Below are 19,008 nucleotides of genomic sequence, written 5' to 3' on the forward strand. Positions count from 1 at the left end.
AGAAGCAGTCAGAAAGCGGTTTGGTTCCGCCTTTTGGCTGCTTTTTTGTGGCAAGTTTTTGAAAAATAGTCCTTTTCATAAAAAAATCACAAAAAAGATTTATATTTTTTCCGAAAAATGAAGGATTTCTGATTCTTTTCGCGAATGAAAAATATAGGGTATTTTTTCGGAATATTTTATGACGATGCGTCAGGTTTTTGTACGCTATTTTTATGCAGGGGAGTATTTATATGCCATTTGATTTCTCTATACCGGTACAGTATCATGGTTTGTTGTCGACAGTGGGCTTTCGGGATATTGTGGACATTCTGCTGGTAGCTGTCATTCTTTACAAGTCCTATGAGATGCTGAAGGACACCAGGGCCATAACGCTGGCCAAGGGGCTGTTCATCATGCTGGGCGTGGCACTGGGAGCCTATATTCTTGAGCTGCACGCCATCTACTGGCTGCTGTCCAAAAGCATCTACCTCTTGTTCATGGCACTGCCGATTGTGTTCCAGCCGGAGCTCAGGCGCGCCCTTGAGCGCATCGGGCAGGGCAAGTTTCTGGGCTCTGCCGTGTATCTGAATGCAGAGGAAGCGGATACGCTGGTCAATGAAATCGACAAGGCCGTGTTCAACATGTCTGCCAAAAAGATTGGCGCCCTGCTGGTACTGGAGCGGGAAATCGGCATTAATGAGATAATCGATACCGGCATCAGGGTGGACGGGCTGGTGACGGCTCCCTTCATGATGAATGTATTTATCCCGAATACGCCGTTGCATGACGGAGCGGCTGTCATCCGCGGCAATCGCATGATTGCGGCGGGGTGCCTGTTGCCGCTGACGGAGAACCGCGGCCTCAGCACGGAGCTGGGAACACGGCACAGGGCGGCCCTGGGGCTTTCTGAGCAGTGCGACGCGGTGGTGGTGATCGTCAGCGAGGAAACGGGAATCGTTTCCATCGCCGAGAATGGCCGCATTACCAGGCGGCTGAACTCCGAACAGCTGAAGGAACGCCTGCGTCCGCTGTTTATCAAGGCGGACCCTACCATAAAGGTGCAGGATATCAGAAATGCGATTGATGCTTGGAGGAAAAACAAATGATGGTAAATGTGCGCAATTTGTTTCGGCGGAATCTTCCCGTCAAGGTGCTGGCCCTGATTGCGGCGGTCATCATGTGGGGCTATGTCATGAACGAGGAAAATCCTTCCGTCAATGCAACCTATACTGTGCCTGTGGAGATTGTCAATGCGCCGGAGGGCTATGATGTGAACATGAATGTCAAGGAGGTGCGGCTGAAGGTACGGGCGCCGCGGGCCTTGATGGCAACGGTGCATGAGGCTGATTTCAAGGCGGTTATTGACCTGTCCGGCAACACGGAGGGAGAGTATGAGGAAAGGATAAAGGCAATGGTGCCCCAGGGCTTCGAGCTTTTGGAGCTGTCTGACGAGGTGGTCAACGTCAGCATGGAGAGCCTGATTGCCCATGGCGTACCGGTGGAGATAGCAGTGAGCGGCAAGCCGGCCCAGGGCATGGACGTGGGCCGGGTTCAGCCTGTACAGCAGTATGTCAATGTGTACGGGCCGCGCCATCTGGTGGAATCCATAGTCAAGGCCACCGGCAAAATCAAGCTGTCGGACAATACGGCCGACTTTACCATGCGGGTGCGCCTGACGGCGGTAGATGCTGATGGCAACATGGTCAACAATCTTTCCGTCCTGCCGACAGAGATGGATGTAACCGTGCAGCTGGTACCGGGCATGGGCAAGAAAATCGTGACGGTGAAGCCGGTGGTGAACGGTATTCTGCCGGAGGGCTACAAGCTGGGCGGTGTGACGGCGGAACCTGCTCAGGTGGAGATTAGCGGCCCGACCAGGCTGCTGGCGGATATCAAGAGCCTGGATACGGAGCCTGTGTCCCTGGCGGGCATGACGGAGAGCAGCTCGTCCGATGCGGCCCTTGTACTGCCTGACGGCGTGACTGCGGCGAACAAGACTGTTAGTATAAGTATCAAGGTTAATAAAAAATGATAAGAATTGCAAATTTTAATGTCAGGTTTGATGACACAAGGAGTATGGAGGAGCTGGCGGCCGAGCGTCTGGGAGTGTCCGTCAGCGAGATAGAGGGAGTACGGCTGGTCAGGAAGGCCGTGGATGCCAGGCGTTTTCATGGTGCGCCCATACGGTTCGTGTATATACTGGATGTGGCGCTGTCCTGCAGTGAGAAAAAGGTGCTGAAAAGATGGCACAAGGACAGGAATATTGACGTCGCTCCGCCGGAGGCGGCAGGGAGCCGCGGCCTGCGCGCCATGCAGGCTGGTGAGCTGCCGCCCGTGGTGGCGGGCTTTGGCCCTGCCGGCATGTTTGCGGCGCTGACCCTGGCCAGGCACGGCTGGCGTCCGGTGATAGTGGAGCGGGGCCGTGATGTGGACAGGCGGCATGAGGATATTGCCCGTTTTTGGGGCGGCGGCGCCTTTGACGAGAGCTCAAACGTGCAGTTTGGAGAGGGGGGCGCGGGAACCTTTTCGGACGGCAAGCTGACCACCCGTGTCAATGACCCGCTGATGGGGCAGGTGCTGGCGGATTTTGTGGCGGCCGGCGCCCCGGAGGAAATCAGGTATCTGCACAAGCCGCATATCGGCACGGACATGCTCAGGCAGGTAGTAAAGAATATACGGCAGGAGATTATCAGCCTGGGGGGACAGGTGCGTTTTGAAACCCAGGTTACCGGAATTGAACTGGATAGTGATGGCAGGCTCTGCGGCGTGCAGCTGAATGGCGAGGAAAGGCTGGCGGCAGGGGCTGTCTTTTTGGGCATCGGCCATTCTGCCAGGGATACCTACCAGATGCTTTTTGACAGCGGTGTGGCAATGGAGGCGAAGCCTTTTGCCATCGGGGTGAGGATTGAGCATCCCCAGGAGCTGATAGACGTATCCCAGTACGGGCAGGATGCCGGGAGCCCGTTTTTGCCGGTGGCTGATTATGCCCTGACCTATAATGACAAGGCTTCCGGCAGAGGGGCCTATTCCTTCTGCATGTGTCCGGGCGGGCAGGTGGTAGCGGCGGCCTCGGAGGCCGGTGGGGTAGTGACTAACGGCATGAGCAATTATCGCCGTGATTCAGGCGTGGCGAATTCTGCCCTTTTGGTGACGGTGAATACGGCGGATTTTGCCAGCCATGTGCTGGGCGGCATTGAGTTCCAGCGGCGGTGGGAGCGGCTGGCCTTTGAGCTTGGCGGGCGCGACTACAGGGCGCCTGTGCAGACCGTGGGGGATTTTTTGCAGGGAAAAAGCGGCTCCTGTGCTTTTCTGACCAGGCCGAGCTACCTGCCGGGAATAAGGCCGGCAGACCTGCACGAATGCCTGCCGGGTTTTGTTACGGCCATGCTGGCAGACGCACTGCCTTTCTGGGACAGGAAAATCCGGGGCTTTGCCGATGAGGGAGCGGTGATGACAGGGGTGGAGACGCGTTCCTCCGCGCCCTGCAGGATTATCCGCCACCGCGATAGCTTCCAGTCAGTCAGCACGCCGGGCCTGTATCCTATTGGCGAGGGGGCAGGCTATGCAGGGGGAATCATGAGCGCGGCACTGGATGGAATGAACGCATCTCTTGCATTTTTACGGGAAAACAGTCATAATATACAGAGATAGAGGTCTGCGTTCCTTCAGCAGTCGGAGGCAGGCTAAACGCTTGTTTATTGGAGGGTTTTATTTTATGTCAAGATTGTTTGGTACTGATGGTGTCCGTGGTGAGGCAAATCTGGAGCTGACGCCTGAGCTGGCTTATCACATGGGACGTGCCGCTACCCTGTACTTTGGCGAGGATGATGAGGAGGCGGAGGCACCGGTTATCCTGATCGGCCGCGATACGCGCATTTCCGGGCCGATGTTTGAGGCGGCTCTGGTGGCAGGCATCTGTTCTGCCGGAGGACATGCGGTGGTAGCAGGCGTGATTCCTACGCCGGCTATTGCCTATCTGACAAAAAAGCACGGAGCAAAGGCGGGAATCGTGATTTCCGCATCCCATAATCCGTTCCATGATAACGGCATCAAGTTCTTTGGGGGCAATGGCTACAAACTGCCTGATGCTGTGGAGGACGAGCTGGAGAATATCGTGCGCACCATTGAGCAGGAGGATCAGATGTACAGGGCTTCCGGCTCCCAGATGGGTACCGTAACATATCGTCATGATCTGGTGAAGGAGTACATCGAGTTTGTCGTGTCTACGTCCAGCGAGCGTTTTGAAGGCATGAAGATTGTGCTGGACTGCGCCAACGGCGCGGCTTTTGAATCCATGCCGGCCGTATTGAAGGAACTGGGGGCCGATGTAATCGTCCTCAACGACAAACCAAATGGCGTAAATATCAACGACAACTGCGGCTCTACCCACCTGAAGCTGCTGCAGAAGGCAGTAGTGGAGCAGGGGGCTGATTTTGGCATTGCCCATGATGGTGATGCTGACCGCTGCCTGTGCGTGGATGAAAAGGGCAATGTGATTGACGGCGATCACATGCTGGTGATGTGCGCCAAGGAAATGATTGCCAATGGCACCTTAAAGGATAATACGGTGGTTACTACCGTCATGGCCAACATCGGCTTCCACAAGGCAATCAAGGAGCTGTCAGGCAGGGCGGAGATTACCAAGGTGGGCGACCGCTACGTGCTGGAGAATATGCTGGCCAATGGCTACAATCTCGGCGGCGAGCAGTCCGGCCATATCATTTTCTCAGATTTCAGCACCACCGGGGACGGCCCTGTAACGGCCCTGCAGACCTTGTGCGCCATCAAGAGAAGCGGCAGGAAGCCGTCGGAGCTGAACGAGCTGATGACCAGCTATCCGCAGCTTTTGGTGAATGTGGTGGTGAAGTCCAAGGAGGGCTGGGAGGAAAATGCCAATATTGCGGCGGCCATCAAGGCCGGTGAGGAGGAACTGGGGGCTGACGGCCGTATCCTGGTGCGTCCTTCCGGTACGGAGCCTCTGATTCGCGTCATGGCCGAAGGCCCTGACCAGGCACAGCTGGAGGTTATCTGCCAGAAGATTGCCGATGTGGTTGTGGCCGAGCAGGGTGCGAAGTAATGAAAAGGGCGATTGTGGCGGCTTCCTTTGGCGTGGGGGATATCCGCGTCAAGGAACGCTGTATTGATACCCTGCTGGCAGATGTGCGGCAGGCCTTTGGCGACCGTGCGGCGTGCGTGCGCGGCCAGGGTGAGGGGCAGGCTTCCCCCGCCGGGGACGGTTTTGAGGTCGTTGAGGCATGGACCAGCGCTTTTCTGCGTAAAAAGATGGCAAGGGAAGGGTACGATTACCCTTCCCTTGTTGATGTGCTGGAACAGCTTTCGGCGGCAGGCTATAGCGATGTGGTGATTATGCCGACGCATCTGACGGCCGGTGAGGAATTTCAGAATAAGCTGGTGCCTGCGGCGAGGGAATTTGCCGGGCGGTTTGACAGCCTGTCCCTGATGGAGCCGGTTTTTGCGGTGAGGGATGCGGAGGATTTTGCTTTTCTGACGGCTGATGTGCTGGGGCTTTCGGAGCTTATGCCGGATGAGGCCCTGGTTTTTATGGGGCATGGCTCCCCTCATCAGCACAATCCTGTCTATGAGCTTTTACAGCAGTACGTGGACAGCCGGGGCTGGCGGGTGCACATCGGCGTGGTGGAGCCGGAGGACTATCCGGGCAAGGAGGATGTGCTGAAAAGGCTGGCGGCTCATGGCGTCAGGAAGGTCTACCTACGTCCGTTGCTTCTGGCGGGGGGCAGTCACGCCCTGCATGACCTGGCAGGTGACTCCCCGGCGTCCTGGAAATCCGTGCTGCAGGCGGCGGGCTTTTCCGTGCGCTGTTCTACGAAGGGGCTGGGGGAGTATGCGGCTTTCAGGCGTCTGTATGTGCAGAAGCTGCAGAGGCTGGCAGGACTTCACAGCGTTTCCGGGCATGGAGGCGGCATTTCCTGCGGCGCGGGAACATAACGCTGCTGGTTTGTATGAATTATAACTGAAAGTTATAGAAAATATTCTCATATCTTACTTTTACATAATTGAAATTTCTGCTATAATGTGAGAAGGCGTTATTAGAAAGCTGTAGGGCATTGGTGTGGAATGTATGAACAATTTATAAGGCATCTGCTTAATGCTTATAACAGCGGAAATTATTATTTTAAGGCGGTGTCTATATGGATAATCAAATGTCAAATCCAGTTGTCATCATGCTTATTAACATGACAATTGTATTTGCGGTACTGTTTCTCCTGAGCCTTTTTATTCGCTTGATTCATTTTATTGATCCAACGAAGCCAAGAACGAAGAAAAAGACTCATCCGGCGGCGGCTCCGGCCAAGCAGAAGAAGGCTGCTCCTGTGAAGGAGGAAGCACCTGCGGCTCCGGTTGTGGCTCCGGGCATCAGTGGGGAAACGGTGGCTGCTATTGCTGGTGCATTGGCAGCGTATGGTGTTGGCTTTTCCCAAATCAAGGCGATTCGTCCGGCTGAGAGAAGAAGCTGGGCCGGCGCAGCTCGCATTCGTGGTTTGAGAAATGACAGGTAGTATTGTATTTTTTTAACGAATGAGGAGGCAATTATTATGGCAGTAACAAATGGTGTAAACAAGGACACAGTAGCAGTAATCGCAGGGGCTTTGGCTGCAATGGGCATCGGATTTTCCCGTGTAAAGGCAATCCGTCCGGCGGTGCGCCAGAATTGGACTGACTCTGCCAAGGTGATTGCCCTGAAGAAAATTTGACACACAAGGGGTGCATTGATTAATGGAAATTTTTAGCGCTTTTGCGATTTCTTTGCAGTCCGTATGGCTTGACAGTGGCTTTTCAGCATTGACCATGGGAAATGTGGCGATGATCATCGTGGGCATTTTCCTGCTGTACATGGCTATTGGCAAGGAGTACGAGCCTTTGCTGCTGACTCCGATCGCATTTGGCTGTATTATGGCTAACTTTCCTTGCACCGGCTTTTTGGAAGAGCCGGGCGTAATGCAGGTTATCAATTATGGTATCAAGTTTGAGATTTTCCCACCGTTGATTTTCCTGGGTGTAGGCGCGATGACCGACTTCGGTCCTCTGCTGGCCAACCCGAATACACTGTTCCTGGGCGCGGCTGCCCAGTTCGGCGTGTTCATTTCCCTGGCAGGTGCCATGCTTTTGGGCTTTACCGCCCAGGAGGCTTCTGCTATTGGCATTATCGGCGGTGCTGACGGCCCTACTGCTATTTATATGGCATCCAAGATGGCTCCGAACCTTCTGGGTGCGATTGCGGTAGCAGCCTACTCCTACATGTCCCTGGTACCGTTGATTCAGCCGCCGATTATGAAGGCTCTGACTACGCAGAAGGAACGCGAAATCAAGATGGATCAGTTGCGTAACGTAACCCATTTTGAGAAGATGGTATTCCCGGTTGCTTCCGCTATTTTGATTTCCTTGTTGCTGCCGCCTGTAGCAGCCCTCATCAGCATGCTGATGCTGGGCAACCTGTTCCGTGAGTCCGGTGTTACCGACCGCCTGTCTGATACTTCTCAGAACGCGCTCTGCAACATCGTTACGATTTTCCTGGCAACAGGTACTGGTATGACTATGAACGCCGATGACTTCCTGACCATTCAGACCTTGGAGATTATCGGTCTCGGCCTGCTGGCTTTTGCCGGCGGTACTGCGGCTGGTGTGATTCTGGGCAAGATTATGTGCCGTCTGTCCGGTTGGAAGATTAACCCATTGATTGGCTCTGCCGGTGTATCTGCAGTGCCGATGGCTGCGCGTGTTTCCCAGGTTGTGGGCCAGAAGGCAAATCCTTCCAACTTCCTGCTGATGCACGCTATGGGGCCTAACGTTGCCGGTGTTATCGGTACGGCTGTTGCCGCCGGTACCATGCTGGCTATGCTGGGTGCGAAGTAAATATATTGATTTGTACGGGCTGTCCTTCGGGACAGCTCTTTTTTTGTTGACAAAAACGAGTTGTTGCAGTACAATATGCTAAAAGCTAATAGTTATTAGTTTTTAGCATATTGTAAAAAGCAAAGGATTGTTTTTGGGGAGGAAAGGATGCGCAGAACTGATACGAGGGACAGGATTTTGCAGGCGGCGCTGAGGTTGTTTTCAGAGCGCGGCTATGAGGCCGTGGGGGTTGATGAAATAGCGGCTGCCGTGGGCATCAAGCCGCCGTCCATCTATAGTCATTTTAAGGGCAAGCAGGAGCTGGTGGACACATTAATCAGCAATTGCGAGGCGAGGTATGCAGAGCAGTCCATGCTGAACATGAAGATGGATGATGTATTTCTGGCCGGGCTTACGGAGAAAAAATTGTCCGACATGGTGTGCCAGCATATCAGTTATCTGATGGATAATGAAAATCACAAAAATGTCACCCGGATGCTGAACATGGGGCAGTATTCCGATGAGCGCATGAAAAAGCTGGTTATTCAGCATAAATATGAGGCGCCGATTTCTTTTGGCAGGAATCTGGCAGAAGGGCTGAAAAGAATTGGGCGGCTGAACAGGACAGATGATATCGAGGAAGCGGCCTGGCTGCTGGTGGCGCCGATCATGTTTTTTGTGCAGCAGTGCGATCTGGACGAGACTATGAAAAAGGATATCAGAAGTCATGTGGAGCGGCATATCAGGTGCTTCTGGCAGCTGATGTGCTGACCGGCTGTCCTGCACAGGCTGCCGTGCAGGCATGATACAGGCGGATGGATTTATTTGCGGGCAGGAATTATCCTGCGGGAGAGAATTGTTTGTCAGAAGGGGATTGCTATGGCAGAGGTACGGGGAATGCCTGACGAGGAAATGCAGATGAGCAGAAGGTTGATAAAGCTGGAGCGTGAATGCAGGCGCCTGCGTGAGAGGTATGAAATTTCCCTTGAGCTTGCGGACAGGGAAACGGAGCTGCGCAAGGCGGCCGAGAAGGAAAGACGCGAAAAGGAAATAGAGCTGGATCAGGTGGTGGGGGCGATTGCCAAGGCCATAGATGCAAAGGATGAGGATACCAACGGCCACTCGGTGCGGGTGGCAGGCTACAGCCGCATGATAGCCGCCGGTATGGGACTGGGCAGAAAGATGATCGAGCATATCTATCAGGCGGCCCTGCTGCACGATGTGGGCAAGGTGGGCGTTCCTGATGCGGTGCTGAAAAAGCCCGGCAGGCTGACCGGTGGCGAGTTTGACATCATAAGGAAGCATACCCTGATGGGAGGGGAGATTCTGGGGGCCATAAAAAGCGTGCCATATATAGCGGAGGGGGCGCTTTATCACCATGAAAGGTGGGATGGCAGAGGCTACCCGCAGGGCCTGTCCGGGGAGGCTATACCGCTGACAGGGCGCATTATTGCGATAGCTGACGTCTACGATGCCATGCAGAGCAGGCGGTGCTACAAGGAGGGGATGAGCAGGAGGCAGGCTCTGGCGGAAATACGTCAGGGAGCGGGTACACAGTTTGACCCGGAGATAGTGGAGGTATTTTGTCAGTGTATTTCATCGGCGTGCGGAGGGGCAGAGGATGGTTTCGTTTAATATTTATACGGAAGAGATAGATGTTCTGGCAGAAGCAGTGGAGCAGATACGTGTCGCTTTTCTGGAGAAGGAGAGAGAAATAGGCGGACTGCGGAAGAATACGGCGGCTATCATTTTTGCAGATGGCGACACGGATATTCAGGAGCTGATGGACAGGCTGGCGGAAATATACAGCTTTCCCATGCTGGCCAGCAGTACCATTGTTTCCTTTGATGGGAGGCATGGTCATCTGGATACTGGAATAAACATGCTGGTTCTTACGGCGGATGATGTTGAGTTCAGTGCGGCGGCCTCCGGGGAGATTGGCGACGACGGCCTGGGCGAAGAGATAAGGACTGCTTATGCGGAGGCGGCAGGCAGGCTGCATGAGCCGCCCGGCCTGATTATTGCCTATAATGTGATGCTGGCGCCCTACACCGGTGATGATGTGGTGAGCGCCTTTGACGCGGCCAGCGGCGGAGTGCCGTTATTTGGCGGGCAGGCCACGGGTGATTTTTCTACGGCAGAGGTTTTTGTGGCCGCCGATAGAGCATGCAGGAAGCATGGTGCGGCCATGCTGCTGCTGGCAGGAAGCGGCTTGGAGAAAATTCATGCCGTCTGTGAGTTTGCGGTTACGGATGAAAGGGCCTTTGAGGGGATTGTAACCGGCTGTCGGGGGTGTACCATCAGCGAGGTGGATGAGCAGCCTGTTCTTGAAAGCCTTGACAGTCTGGGAGTTACCTGCGGGCAGGATGGCGTCGTGCAGATACAGTACATCACCACGCCCTTTTTGCTGACGGAGGAAAGGGAGGATGGCGGCAAGGTGACCATGCTCAGGAATCTGATTTCCATTGACCGGCAGGCCGGAACTATTTCATTGCTGGGAAATGTCAGGAAGGGCAGCAGGATTTCCATGGTTGCGGCGGGCCGTGACAGGATGGCTGATTCTGTCAGGCATACCATTGACATGCTTTTGCAGGAGGCAGATGCCGGGAAAAGGCGCACTGTGCTGTGCAGCTCGTGCCTGACGAGATACATGGCACTGAGGCCGAGGAAGCTGGAGGAGCTAAGCAGGTACTGGTGGGAAAATGGCGGAACGCTATCCGTTTTGGGGATGTACTCTGCCGGGGAATATTTTCCGCAGAATTTTCAGGGCCAGGGCGCTGTGTATAATGTTTTTCACAATTCTGCCATGGCGATGCTGTTTTTTGAAGAATGACGAAGGCATGGCAAATCGTGGCAATAGGATGGCAACCAACAGAATAGCACACAAAAAGGACGCTGTCATAAAACAGCGTCCTTTAGCATTTCAGCATTTTGTATAAAATTCTGGTCGGGATGACAGGATTCGAACCTGCGACCTCATCGTCCCGAACGATGCGCGCTACCAAACTGTGCTACATCCCGACAAGAAAGTATTATACACTTCCTTTTGAAAAATTTCAAGTCATTTTTTCAGTTTTTTTATAATCCGCAGTTTGTTAGCAAGGGTGAATTTGTTGCATAATTTCCATAAAAAGTGTATAGTAGAAACAATACAACTTGTTGAGATGCAGAGCAGCAATACATAGCAGTTGTGAGTATGTTATGAGTATGAGATAAGAGGCGATGCAATATGACACAATTTTCCACCCGTAATATCAGCATGATGATGGACCTGTACGAAATGACTATGGCCAATGGCTATTTTGCCAATCACGAAACCCAGCCGCGGGTCATCTTTGATATTTTTTATCGCAAAAACCCTGATGAAGGCGGCTTTGCGATTTTTGCCGGGCTGGAGCAGATGATTGAGTATCTGGAAAACATGCATTTTACGGAAGAAGATATTGCCTACTTTGCTTCTTTGAACCTGTTTTCACAGGAATTTTTGGAGTATCTGAAGGAGTTCCGTTTCTCCGGTGATGTCTATGCCTTTCCGGAGGGGACGGTCATGTATCCCAATGAGCCATGCGTGACGGTGGTGGCTCCCCTGATTGATGCCCAGCTGGTGGAGACTGCTCTTTTGGCGCTGGTGAATCATCAGTCCCTGATCGCCACCAAGACCAGCCGCATTGTCAGGGCGGCTGATGGCAGGGCTGTGTCGGATTTTGGCGCCCGCAGGGCACACAATATGGATGCGGCTGTGTATGGCGCCAGGGCGGCCTATATCGCCGGGGCCGTGGGCACAGCCACGGTGCTGGCAGGGCAGAAGTTCAACATTCCTGTCAGCGGTACCATGGCTCACAGCTGGGTTATGTTCTATCAGGATGAGTATACGGCTTTCAGGAAATACGCGGAAGCCTATCCTGATGCCACTGTTTTGCTGGTGGATACCTACGATGTTATCCATTCCGGCATTCCGGCCGCCATCAGGGTGGCAAAGGAGGTGCTGGAGCCTATGGGAAAGAGGCTGAAGGGCGTCCGCATAGATTCCGGAGACCTGGCGTACCTTTCCAAAAAGGTGCGGAAGATGCTGGACGAGGCGGGGCTGGAGGACTGCAGGATCGTGGTTTCCAACAGCCTCGATGAGTATACCATCACCTCCATTCTCAGGCAGGGGGGCAGGATTGATGCCTTTGGCGTAGGCGAGCGGCTGATTACGGCCAAGAGCGACCCTGTTTTTGGTGCGGTGTACAAGATTGCCGCTGTGGAATATGAGGGCAGGTATGTTCCGCGCATCAAGGTTTCCGAGGCGGTGGAGAAGATTACCAATCCGGGCTTCAAGCGGGTGTACCGCATCTACGGCGAGGAAGGCTACGCGGTGGCCGACCTGATTGCCGGTTTTGATGAAACGGTGGATTTGTCCAGGCCATACCGCTATGTGGACCCGGAAAAGCCGTGGAAGAACCGCTTCTTCGAGAACTGCACCGTGAAGGAGCTGCAGCATCTGATGGTGAAGGATGGCCGGCGCGTTCAGCCAAAGCGTGACCTGGAAGAAATCCGCGCCTATGTGAAGCAGCAGCTGGACAAGGAAATCTGGCAGGAGGAGCAGCGCTTTGAGAATCCTCATAAGCATTATCTGGATATGAGCCCTGATTATTATGAGATGAAGATGTCCCTCCTGCACAATCTGCGCGGGTGAGGTGCAAAGGTCTGGCTTTTGAATGTCATCATGGAGGAAGTCCATTAAGATAAATAGTTTTTTGGAAAAATGAGTGTCTGTCATATAGTGGCGGGCACTTCTTTTTTATTGTTATATAAATAAAACATATAGCTAATTGAATAATGTATACATGCCATTTAGTATTGAAAAACGCTCAATTTGTAGTATAATAATTTTGCTGTGTGTTGTATACATAAATGATATAGATTGTTTTTTGTATACAAAAATTTGTTATTCATGGAGGTATATTATTTTGGCAAGTTATGTTGAAGAAATCATCGCAAAGGTTCAGGCTGAGAACCCAGGCGAAACCGAGTTCCACAATACTGTAAAAGAGGTTCTGACCTCTATTGCTCCTGTACTGGAGAAGAATCCTAAGTATCAGCAGGCGGCTATTCTTGAGCGTATCGTAGAGCCTGAGCGCGTTGTGATGTTCCGCGTTCCGTGGACTGATGATGCTGGCAAGGTACATGTAAACAAGGGTTATCGTGTACAGTTCAACAGCGCCATCGGGCCTTACAAGGGCGGCTTGCGCCTCCATCCATCCGTAAACCTGAGCATCATCAAGTTCCTGGGCTTTGAGCAGGTGTTCAAGAACTCCCTGACTACCCTGCCAATCGGCGGCGGCAAGGGCGGTTCCAACTTTGACCCGAAGGGCAAGTCTGATGCTGAAATCATGCGTTTCTGCCAGAGCTTCATGACCGAGCTGTGCCGTCATATCGGCCTGAACACTGACGTACCTGCCGGTGATATCGGCGTGGGCGGCCGCGAAATCGGCTATCTCTATGGCCAGTACAAGCGCATCCGCAATGCCTATGACGCAGGCGTACTGACCGGCAAGGGCCTGAACTACGGCGGCAGCCTGGCACGTACCGAGGCTACCGGCTATGGCCTGCTGTATTTCACCAAGCTGATGCTGGCTGATGCAGGTCTTGACTACAAGGATAAGACTGTTGTTATTTCCGGTTCCGGCAACGTTGCTACCTATGCTATTGAGAAGGCACAGGAATTCGGCGCCAAGGTTGTGGCCTGCTCCGATTCCAACGGCTATGTATATGACAAGGACGGCATTGACCTGGCTCTCGTAAAGGAGATTAAGGAAGTTCGCCGCGGCCGCATCAAGGAGTATGTTGATGCGAAGCCATCCGCTGAGTATCATGAGGGCTGCAAGGGCATCTGGACCATTCCTTGCGATATTGCCCTGCCATGTGCCACCCAGCAGGAGCTGGATCTGGAGTCCGCAAAGGCTCTGGTTGCTAACGGCGTAAAGGCAGTAGGCGAGGGTGCCAACATGCCTTCCACTTTGGATGCTATCGAGTATCTGCAGAGCAACAATGTGCTGTTTGCTCCTGCCAAGGCTGCTAACGCAGGTGGCGTTGCTGTTTCCGCCCTGGAGATGGCTCAGAACTCCATGCGCTACAGCTGGACCTTTGAGGAGGTTGACAGCAAGCTGAAGAACATCATGGCTGATATCTATGAGAATTCCAAGCGCTGTGCCAAGGAGTATGGCCATGAGGGTGATCTGCTGGTAGGCTGCAACATTGCAGGCTTCCTGAAGGTTGCTGACGCTATGCTGGCTCAGGGTGTTTGCTAATCAGGCAGATTATTCACACTTACCATATAGATATTTCACCACAAACAAAAAGCGCTGTTCCTGCGGGAGCGGCGCTTTTTGTTTGTGGTGAAATTGATGCGGGAAGGGCATAAGCATGATGAGTATCAGTATTGGTTCTGCTGTCATTCATGGTATGGCTGTTACAGCGGGCGCCTGACGGCATTGTCCTGAAAGCAGAAATAATCCGGGCGATGGCGGGACTGGGTGAACTCGAACATGATGCCGTCGCTGTTGTAGGTCTGGCTGCTGATAACGGCAAGGCAGTTGTAATCACCCAGCTGCAGGTATTTTTTGTCGATTTCCGTCATTTTTTCTACGGTCATGATTCGCTTGCTGGTTACGATGGAGATATGGAGCGTATTTTCCAGATAGTCATAGATGGAGTTTTCTGCGATTTCTTTTGTGAGATTGCTGACGACATCCTTCAGAAAATAGTTGTGATTGATGATGAGCGCCTTGCCGTCCAGATAGTGAAGGCGCTGCAGGTAGTAAAGCTCTGCGCCGATGGGAAAGCCTGTCCTGTCGGCTATTTTTTTTTCTGCCGTAATCTCCTCAAAACGGATAACCTTCGTCATCGGGGTCTGATGGTTGCGGAGAGCTGATTCACGGAAAGTCTCAATGCCGCCGATGGTAAAGGTTGTCTGCACAGTAGGCTGGAAGATGTTGCGTATTCCCTTGCCCTGCATGGTCTGTACGTAGCCATCGTTGACCAGGCTGCCTATGGCGCGGCGGACGGTGTTCCTTGAACAGCTGTATGCAAGCACCAGCTGGTTTTCAGAGGGAAGCAGTTCCTGAAATTCATATTCGCCGTTTTCTATTTTGTTTTTCAGGTCCTGATAGATTTCCACATATTTTGCCTTTGGCATGCTGAATCACTCCTACTTGTTTAAACATATATTTTATTATAATTCATGGGCAGTGAAAGTCAAGCAGATAAGTTAAATTTGTTTAACTTGTTTAAACAAATTTATAAAATTCTTGTTGACATGTTTAAACAAGTGTGGTATAACATAGGTAACTTGTTTGAACAAGGAAGACGTAGGAAAAAGGAGGATAAAGATGGGCAGATATGTAGAAGATGCAAAGGAATTGCTGCAGCTGGTAGGCGGCAAGGAAAATGTTGCGGCGGTGTCGCACTGTATGACGAGAATGAGGTTTGTGCTTCACGATCCGCAGAAGGCCGATATCAGGGGAATTGAGGCTATGAAGGTCGTAAAGGGCAGCTTCACCCAGAGCGGGCAGTTCCAGATAATCATCGGCAATACGGTGGCGGATTTTTATAATGATTTTGTTGCCGTGTCCGGGATTGAGGGGGTAGCAAAGGAGGCGGTCAAGGAAGCGGCAAAGCAGAATCAGAATGTGCTGCAGAGAATGGTTACGGCACTGGCGGAGATTTTTGCCCCGCTCATTCCGGCGATTATCACAGGCGGTCTGATTCTGGGCTTCAGGAACTGCATTGACAGCCTGTATCTGTTTGAAGACGGCACGAAGACCCTGTGCGAAACCAGCCAGTTCTGGGCGGGCATGGACAGCTTCCTGTGGCTGATAGGCGAGGCCGTGTTCCACATGCTGCCGGTTGGTATCTGCTGGTCCGTGACAAAGAAAATGGGGACGACCCAGATGCTGGGGATTGTTCTGGGCATTACCCTTGTTTCCGGGCAGCTTTTGAATGCCTATGCGGTGGCAGGCACGGCAGCGGCGGATATCCCTGTGTGGAACTTCGGCGCCTTTCAGGTCAAGATGATAGGTTATCAGGCGCAGGTTCTGCCGGCGATTCTGGCGGCATTTACCCTGGTTTATCTGGAGAAGTTCTTCCGCAGGATTACGCCTGCCGTTGTGTCCATGATCGTTGTGCCGTTCTGCAGCCTGGTACTGGCGGTTATTGCGGCGCACTTCGTGCTGGGGCCTATCGGCTGGCAGATAGGGTCAGCGATTTCGTCCGTGGTATACGCAGGCATCACAGGCTCCTTCAAGGTTATTTTTGGCGCTATTTTTGGCTTTGTGTATGCACCGCTGGTTATCACCGGCCTGCACCACATGTCCAATGCCATTGACCTGCAGCTGATAGCTGACTACGGCGGCACGATGCTGTGGCCGATGATTGCCCTGTCCAACATTGCCCAGGGGTCTGCCGTTCTTGGCATGATTCTGCTCCAGAGAAGAAATCAGGAGGCACAGGAGGTCAATGTGCCGGCATGCGCTTCCTGCTATATGGGCGTAACGGAGCCGGCGATGTTTGGTGTAAATTTGAAGTATGGTTTTCCATTTCTCTGCGGCATGATTGGTTCCGCCTGCGCCGCGGTGGTGTGCGTGACCATGGGGGTAACCGCCAATGCCATAGGTGTAGGCGGCCTGCCGGGCATACTCTCCATCCAGCCTGAGTATATGCCTGCCTTTGGTATCTGCATGCTGGTGGCCGTGGCTGTGCCGTTTGTCCTGACGTTTATGCTGGGCAGCAGGAAGCTGGAAACGGCAGATTTTGTAGGAAAACCGGAGGCGCAGGAGGCGTCGGCCGCGGCTGATGCTGCAGCCGTTAGCAGTGCCCAAAAGGGTGAGCAGGAGCTGCCGCGGAAAGAGGTAAAGAATCTCAAGGCCTTCCTCAGCGGCAGGGTTATCAGCCTGAAGGAGCTAAATGACGGAGTTTTTTCCGAAGGCGTGATGGGGGAAGGCTGTGCGATTATCCCGGAGAGCAATGTCCTCCTGGCACCGGCAGATGCGATAGTCAAGGTGCTGATGCAGGATGCCCGGCATGCCTGCGGGCTGATTCTTGAGAACGGAGCTGAAATACTTCTTCATGTGGGCATCGACACGGTGAATATGAAAGGGGATGGCTTCACTTATCTGGTTGAGGAAGGGCAGGTTGTCAAGGCAGGCACTCCGCTTATCAGATTTGACAGGGAGAAAATCAAGGCAGCCGGCTATACGGATGCCACTGTCTGCATTGTTACGGAGCAGGCCGACATCAAGAAAATGCGGTTTGCTGCGGGCATACAGGCCAAGGCAAATGCAACTATTGTAGCAGAATTTGAATGAGAGGCAGCTATGATTGACTTAAAAAAGTGTACAGTTTATCAAATTTATCCAAAGTCATTTTGCGACAGCAATGGTGACGGTATAGGTGACATACGGGGTATTATCGGCAAACTGGACTACATTCAGAGCCTGGGGGCCGACTACATCTGGTGTACGCCGTTTTTTACATCCCCCCTTCGTGATAACGGCTATGACGTGGAGGATTACCGCAATATCAATCCTGTCTTTGGCACGATGGAGGATGTGGAGGCGCTGATTGCCGGAGCGGAGGAGCGCGGCATGGGGCTGATGCTGGATATGGTGTTTAACCATACATCTACCCGGCATGAATGGTTTAAGAGGGCGCTGGCAGGAGAGCAGAAGTACATGGATTATTACATCTTCCGGGATGGCGGTCCGGATAAGCCGCCTACCAACTGGCAGTCGAAATTCGGCGGCCCGGCCTGGGAGTATGTGCCATCCCTGCAGAAATGGTATCTCCACCTGTTTGATGTGACCCAGGCGGACCTGAACTGGAATAATCCGGAGGTACGGCAGGAGCTGAAGAACATTGTTCTTTTCTGGAAGTCCAAGGGAGTGAAGGGATTCCGCTTTGATGTGGTCAACCTGATTTCCAAGCCGGATGTCTTTGAGGACGACAATATCGGGGACGGAAAGCGGTTTTATTCGGATGGTCCCCGCGTGCATGAGTTTTTAAAGGAGCTGGTAGCTGATACGGGGATTGAGGACATGATTACCGTAGGGGAGATGTCCTCCACCAGCCTTGCCAACTGCCTGAAATATTCCAATCCCAAGGAAAAGGAGCTGTCCATGTGCTTTAATTTCCACCATTTGAAGGTGGATTACAAGGACGGCAATAAATGGGAGCTGATGAAGCCGGACTATCGCAGGCTGCGGGATTTGTTTGCGGTATGGCAGACCGAAATGGAGCGTAAAAACGGCTGGATGGCTGTTTTCTGGTGCAACCATGACCAGCCGAGAATTGTTTCGCGCTTTGGGGATGACAAAAAATACTGGAAGGAATCTGCCAAGATGCTGGCGACGTTTATCCATCTGCTGCGCGGCACTCCTTACATCTATCAGGGTGAGGAGCTGGGCATGACCAATGCAGGCTACAGCTCCATAGATGAATACAGGGATGTGGAGAGCATCAACTACTATCACATTCTGTTAAAGAAGGGCAAGACCAGGGAACGGGCGCTGGAGATATTGCGCCAGCGTTCCCGCGACAACGGCAGGTCGCCGATGCAGTGGAATTCCGGCAGGTACGGGGGATTTTCCGTTACAGAGCCGTGGATTGGCCTGCCGGATAACTACAAGTGGATTAATGTCGCGGCAGAGGACAGGGATGAGGATTCGATTCTCAACTACTACAGGGCGCTTGTTGAGCTTAGAAAGCAGCACAAAATCATACAGGAGGGCAGGATTGAGTTCCTGCTGTTGAAGCCGGAAGAGATTTTCGCGTATAAGCGGGTGCTGTATGGTCAGGAATTGCTTGTCCTGAACAATTTTTCCGGCAAGAATGTGCCCCTGTGCAAGCCGATTCCTTACTCTGAGCACAGCTGCCTGATCAGCAATTACAATCAGGCGGAAAATAATCAGGGCAGGGCGATAAAATCTCTCAGGCCTTACGAGAGTATTGCTTTTTATGGAAAATACTGAGCAGCCTGCGTCCGTGGCGTAGCCGACGGCTGTTGACTGACAGGCTTATCAGCACAGGGAAAACCGCCATCCGGCATGGATGGCGGTTTTTTCATACGGGGGACAGCAATTTGCATAAAAGCGAGGAAACAGATATAATAATGGCATT

Annotated in this window: 16 protein-coding genes and 1 tRNA gene; 15 read left to right on the forward strand and 2 right to left on the reverse strand. The window is 52.8% G+C overall.

The window, feature by feature from the left end:
* Positions 1 to 230 precede the first annotated feature (230 nt).
* The 11 genes from cdaA (at position 231) to ACI3UA_RS03295 (ending at position 10,684) form a co-directional block, all read left to right on the forward strand.
* A complete protein-coding gene (gene cdaA / locus ACI3UA_RS03245; RefSeq protein ID WP_439723394.1) occupies positions 231 to 1,085 on the forward strand; it encodes a diadenylate cyclase CdaA in 855 nt (284 codons plus the stop codon).
* Positions 1,082 to 2,011, forward strand: a complete 930-nt coding sequence (locus ACI3UA_RS03250; RefSeq protein ID WP_439723395.1) for a CdaR family protein — start codon at positions 1,082 to 1,084, stop codon at positions 2,009 to 2,011. Before cdaA ends, ACI3UA_RS03250 begins: the two co-directional genes overlap by 4 nt.
* The gene (locus ACI3UA_RS03255) at positions 2,008 to 3,630 is read left to right on the forward strand and encodes an NAD(P)/FAD-dependent oxidoreductase (RefSeq protein WP_439723396.1); all 1,623 of its coding nucleotides are present in this window, start codon (positions 2,008 to 2,010) and stop codon (positions 3,628 to 3,630) included. The genes ACI3UA_RS03250 and ACI3UA_RS03255 overlap by 4 nt, the downstream gene beginning before the upstream one ends.
* A 64-nt stretch (positions 3,631 to 3,694) precedes the next feature.
* The gene (gene glmM, locus ACI3UA_RS03260) at positions 3,695 to 5,056 is read left to right on the forward strand and encodes a phosphoglucosamine mutase (protein ID WP_439723397.1); all 1,362 of its coding nucleotides are present in this window, start codon (positions 3,695 to 3,697) and stop codon (positions 5,054 to 5,056) included.
* The gene (locus ACI3UA_RS03265; RefSeq protein WP_439723398.1) at positions 5,056 to 5,946 is read left to right on the forward strand and encodes a sirohydrochlorin cobaltochelatase; all 891 of its coding nucleotides are present in this window, start codon (positions 5,056 to 5,058) and stop codon (positions 5,944 to 5,946) included. The genes glmM and ACI3UA_RS03265 overlap by 1 nt, the downstream gene beginning before the upstream one ends.
* Positions 5,947 to 6,149: 203 nt before the next feature.
* Positions 6,150 to 6,518, forward strand: coding sequence for an OadG family protein (locus ACI3UA_RS03270; RefSeq protein WP_439723399.1), 369 nt, complete (start codon positions 6,150 to 6,152; stop codon positions 6,516 to 6,518).
* 36 nt (positions 6,519 to 6,554) lie between these two features.
* Entirely contained in the window at positions 6,555 to 6,713 is a 159-nt protein-coding gene (locus ACI3UA_RS03275) for a hypothetical protein (protein WP_439723400.1), read from the forward strand.
* Positions 6,714 to 6,735: 22 nt separating this feature from the next.
* Entirely contained in the window at positions 6,736 to 7,872 is a 1,137-nt protein-coding gene (locus ACI3UA_RS03280) for a sodium ion-translocating decarboxylase subunit beta (protein WP_439723401.1), read from the forward strand.
* 147 nt (positions 7,873 to 8,019) lie between these two features.
* Positions 8,020 to 8,622 carry a TetR/AcrR family transcriptional regulator gene (locus ACI3UA_RS03285; protein ID WP_439723402.1) on the forward strand — a complete coding sequence of 201 codons (603 nt, stop codon included), beginning with the start codon at positions 8,020 to 8,022 and terminating at the stop codon, positions 8,620 to 8,622.
* Positions 8,623 to 8,730: 108 nt separating this feature from the next.
* A complete protein-coding gene (locus ACI3UA_RS03290; protein ID WP_439723403.1) occupies positions 8,731 to 9,486 on the forward strand; it encodes an HD-GYP domain-containing protein in 756 nt (251 codons plus the stop codon).
* Positions 9,473 to 10,684: an FIST C-terminal domain-containing protein gene (locus ACI3UA_RS03295; RefSeq protein ID WP_439723404.1), complete on the forward strand. Its 1,212-nt coding sequence runs from the start codon at positions 9,473 to 9,475 to the stop codon at positions 10,682 to 10,684. The genes ACI3UA_RS03290 and ACI3UA_RS03295 overlap by 14 nt, the downstream gene beginning before the upstream one ends.
* 111 nt (positions 10,685 to 10,795) lie before the next feature.
* Here ACI3UA_RS03295 and ACI3UA_RS03300 read toward each other — a convergent pair.
* Positions 10,796 to 10,872 (reverse strand) — tRNA-Pro (locus ACI3UA_RS03300).
* 208 nt (positions 10,873 to 11,080) lie between these two features.
* Here ACI3UA_RS03300 and ACI3UA_RS03305 point away from each other — a divergent pair.
* Together ACI3UA_RS03305 and gdhA are read left to right on the forward strand one after the other, a co-directional pair.
* A complete protein-coding gene (locus tag ACI3UA_RS03305) occupies positions 11,081 to 12,529 on the forward strand; it encodes a nicotinate phosphoribosyltransferase (RefSeq protein ID WP_439723405.1) in 1,449 nt (482 codons plus the stop codon).
* Between the two features lie 274 nt (positions 12,530 to 12,803).
* A complete protein-coding gene (gene gdhA, locus ACI3UA_RS03310) occupies positions 12,804 to 14,144 on the forward strand; it encodes an NADP-specific glutamate dehydrogenase (protein WP_439723406.1) in 1,341 nt (446 codons plus the stop codon).
* A 161-nt stretch (positions 14,145 to 14,305) separates the two neighbouring features.
* Here gdhA and treR read toward each other — a convergent pair whose 3' ends face one another.
* A complete protein-coding gene (gene treR, locus ACI3UA_RS03315; protein ID WP_439723407.1) occupies positions 14,306 to 15,031 on the reverse strand; it encodes a trehalose operon repressor in 726 nt (241 codons plus the stop codon).
* A 193-nt stretch (positions 15,032 to 15,224) separates the two neighbouring features.
* Between treR and treP the strand changes: the two genes are divergently transcribed.
* Both treP and treC read left to right on the forward strand, forming a co-directional pair.
* Positions 15,225 to 17,198 carry a PTS system trehalose-specific EIIBC component gene (gene treP, locus ACI3UA_RS03320; RefSeq protein ID WP_439723408.1) on the forward strand — a complete coding sequence of 658 codons (1,974 nt, stop codon included), beginning with the start codon at positions 15,225 to 15,227 and terminating at the stop codon, positions 17,196 to 17,198.
* Positions 17,199 to 17,207: 9 nt separating this feature from the next.
* Positions 17,208 to 18,860 carry an alpha,alpha-phosphotrehalase gene (treC, locus tag ACI3UA_RS03325; protein ID WP_439723409.1) on the forward strand — a complete coding sequence of 551 codons (1,653 nt, stop codon included), beginning with the start codon at positions 17,208 to 17,210 and terminating at the stop codon, positions 18,858 to 18,860.
* Positions 18,861 to 19,008 lie beyond the last annotated feature (148 nt).

The sequence above is a fragment of the Anaerovibrio sp. genome, assembly GCF_051866355.1.
Classification (GTDB): domain Bacteria; phylum Bacillota; class Negativicutes; order Selenomonadales; family Selenomonadaceae; genus Anaerovibrio.

Excerpts from the sequence above, each read along its gene's own strand:
- treP (WP_439723408.1), top strand. The coding sequence starts at position 15,225 with ATGGGCAGATATGTAGAAGATGCAAAGGAATTGCTGCAGCTGGTAGGC.
- ACI3UA_RS03295 (WP_439723404.1), top strand. The coding sequence starts at position 9,473 with ATGGTTTCGTTTAATATTTATACGGAAGAGATAGATGTTCTGGCAGAA.
- ACI3UA_RS03305 (WP_439723405.1), top strand. The coding sequence starts at position 11,081 with ATGACACAATTTTCCACCCGTAATATCAGCATGATGATGGACCTGTAC.
- ACI3UA_RS03265 (WP_439723398.1), top strand. The coding sequence starts at position 5,056 with ATGAAAAGGGCGATTGTGGCGGCTTCCTTTGGCGTGGGGGATATCCGC.
- ACI3UA_RS03285 (WP_439723402.1), top strand. The coding sequence starts at position 8,020 with ATGCGCAGAACTGATACGAGGGACAGGATTTTGCAGGCGGCGCTGAGG.
- glmM (WP_439723397.1), top strand. The coding sequence starts at position 3,695 with ATGTCAAGATTGTTTGGTACTGATGGTGTCCGTGGTGAGGCAAATCTG.
- ACI3UA_RS03280 (WP_439723401.1), top strand. The coding sequence starts at position 6,736 with ATGGAAATTTTTAGCGCTTTTGCGATTTCTTTGCAGTCCGTATGGCTT.
- ACI3UA_RS03290 (WP_439723403.1), top strand. The coding sequence starts at position 8,731 with ATGGCAGAGGTACGGGGAATGCCTGACGAGGAAATGCAGATGAGCAGA.
- treC (WP_439723409.1), top strand. The coding sequence starts at position 17,208 with ATGATTGACTTAAAAAAGTGTACAGTTTATCAAATTTATCCAAAGTCA.
- ACI3UA_RS03275 (WP_439723400.1), top strand. The coding sequence starts at position 6,555 with ATGGCAGTAACAAATGGTGTAAACAAGGACACAGTAGCAGTAATCGCA.
- treR (WP_439723407.1), bottom strand. The coding sequence starts at position 15,031 with ATGCCAAAGGCAAAATATGTGGAAATCTATCAGGACCTGAAAAACAAA.
- ACI3UA_RS03255 (WP_439723396.1), top strand. The coding sequence starts at position 2,008 with ATGATAAGAATTGCAAATTTTAATGTCAGGTTTGATGACACAAGGAGT.
- ACI3UA_RS03250 (WP_439723395.1), top strand. The coding sequence starts at position 1,082 with ATGATGGTAAATGTGCGCAATTTGTTTCGGCGGAATCTTCCCGTCAAG.
- ACI3UA_RS03270 (WP_439723399.1), top strand. The coding sequence starts at position 6,150 with ATGGATAATCAAATGTCAAATCCAGTTGTCATCATGCTTATTAACATG.
- cdaA (WP_439723394.1), top strand. The coding sequence starts at position 231 with ATGCCATTTGATTTCTCTATACCGGTACAGTATCATGGTTTGTTGTCG.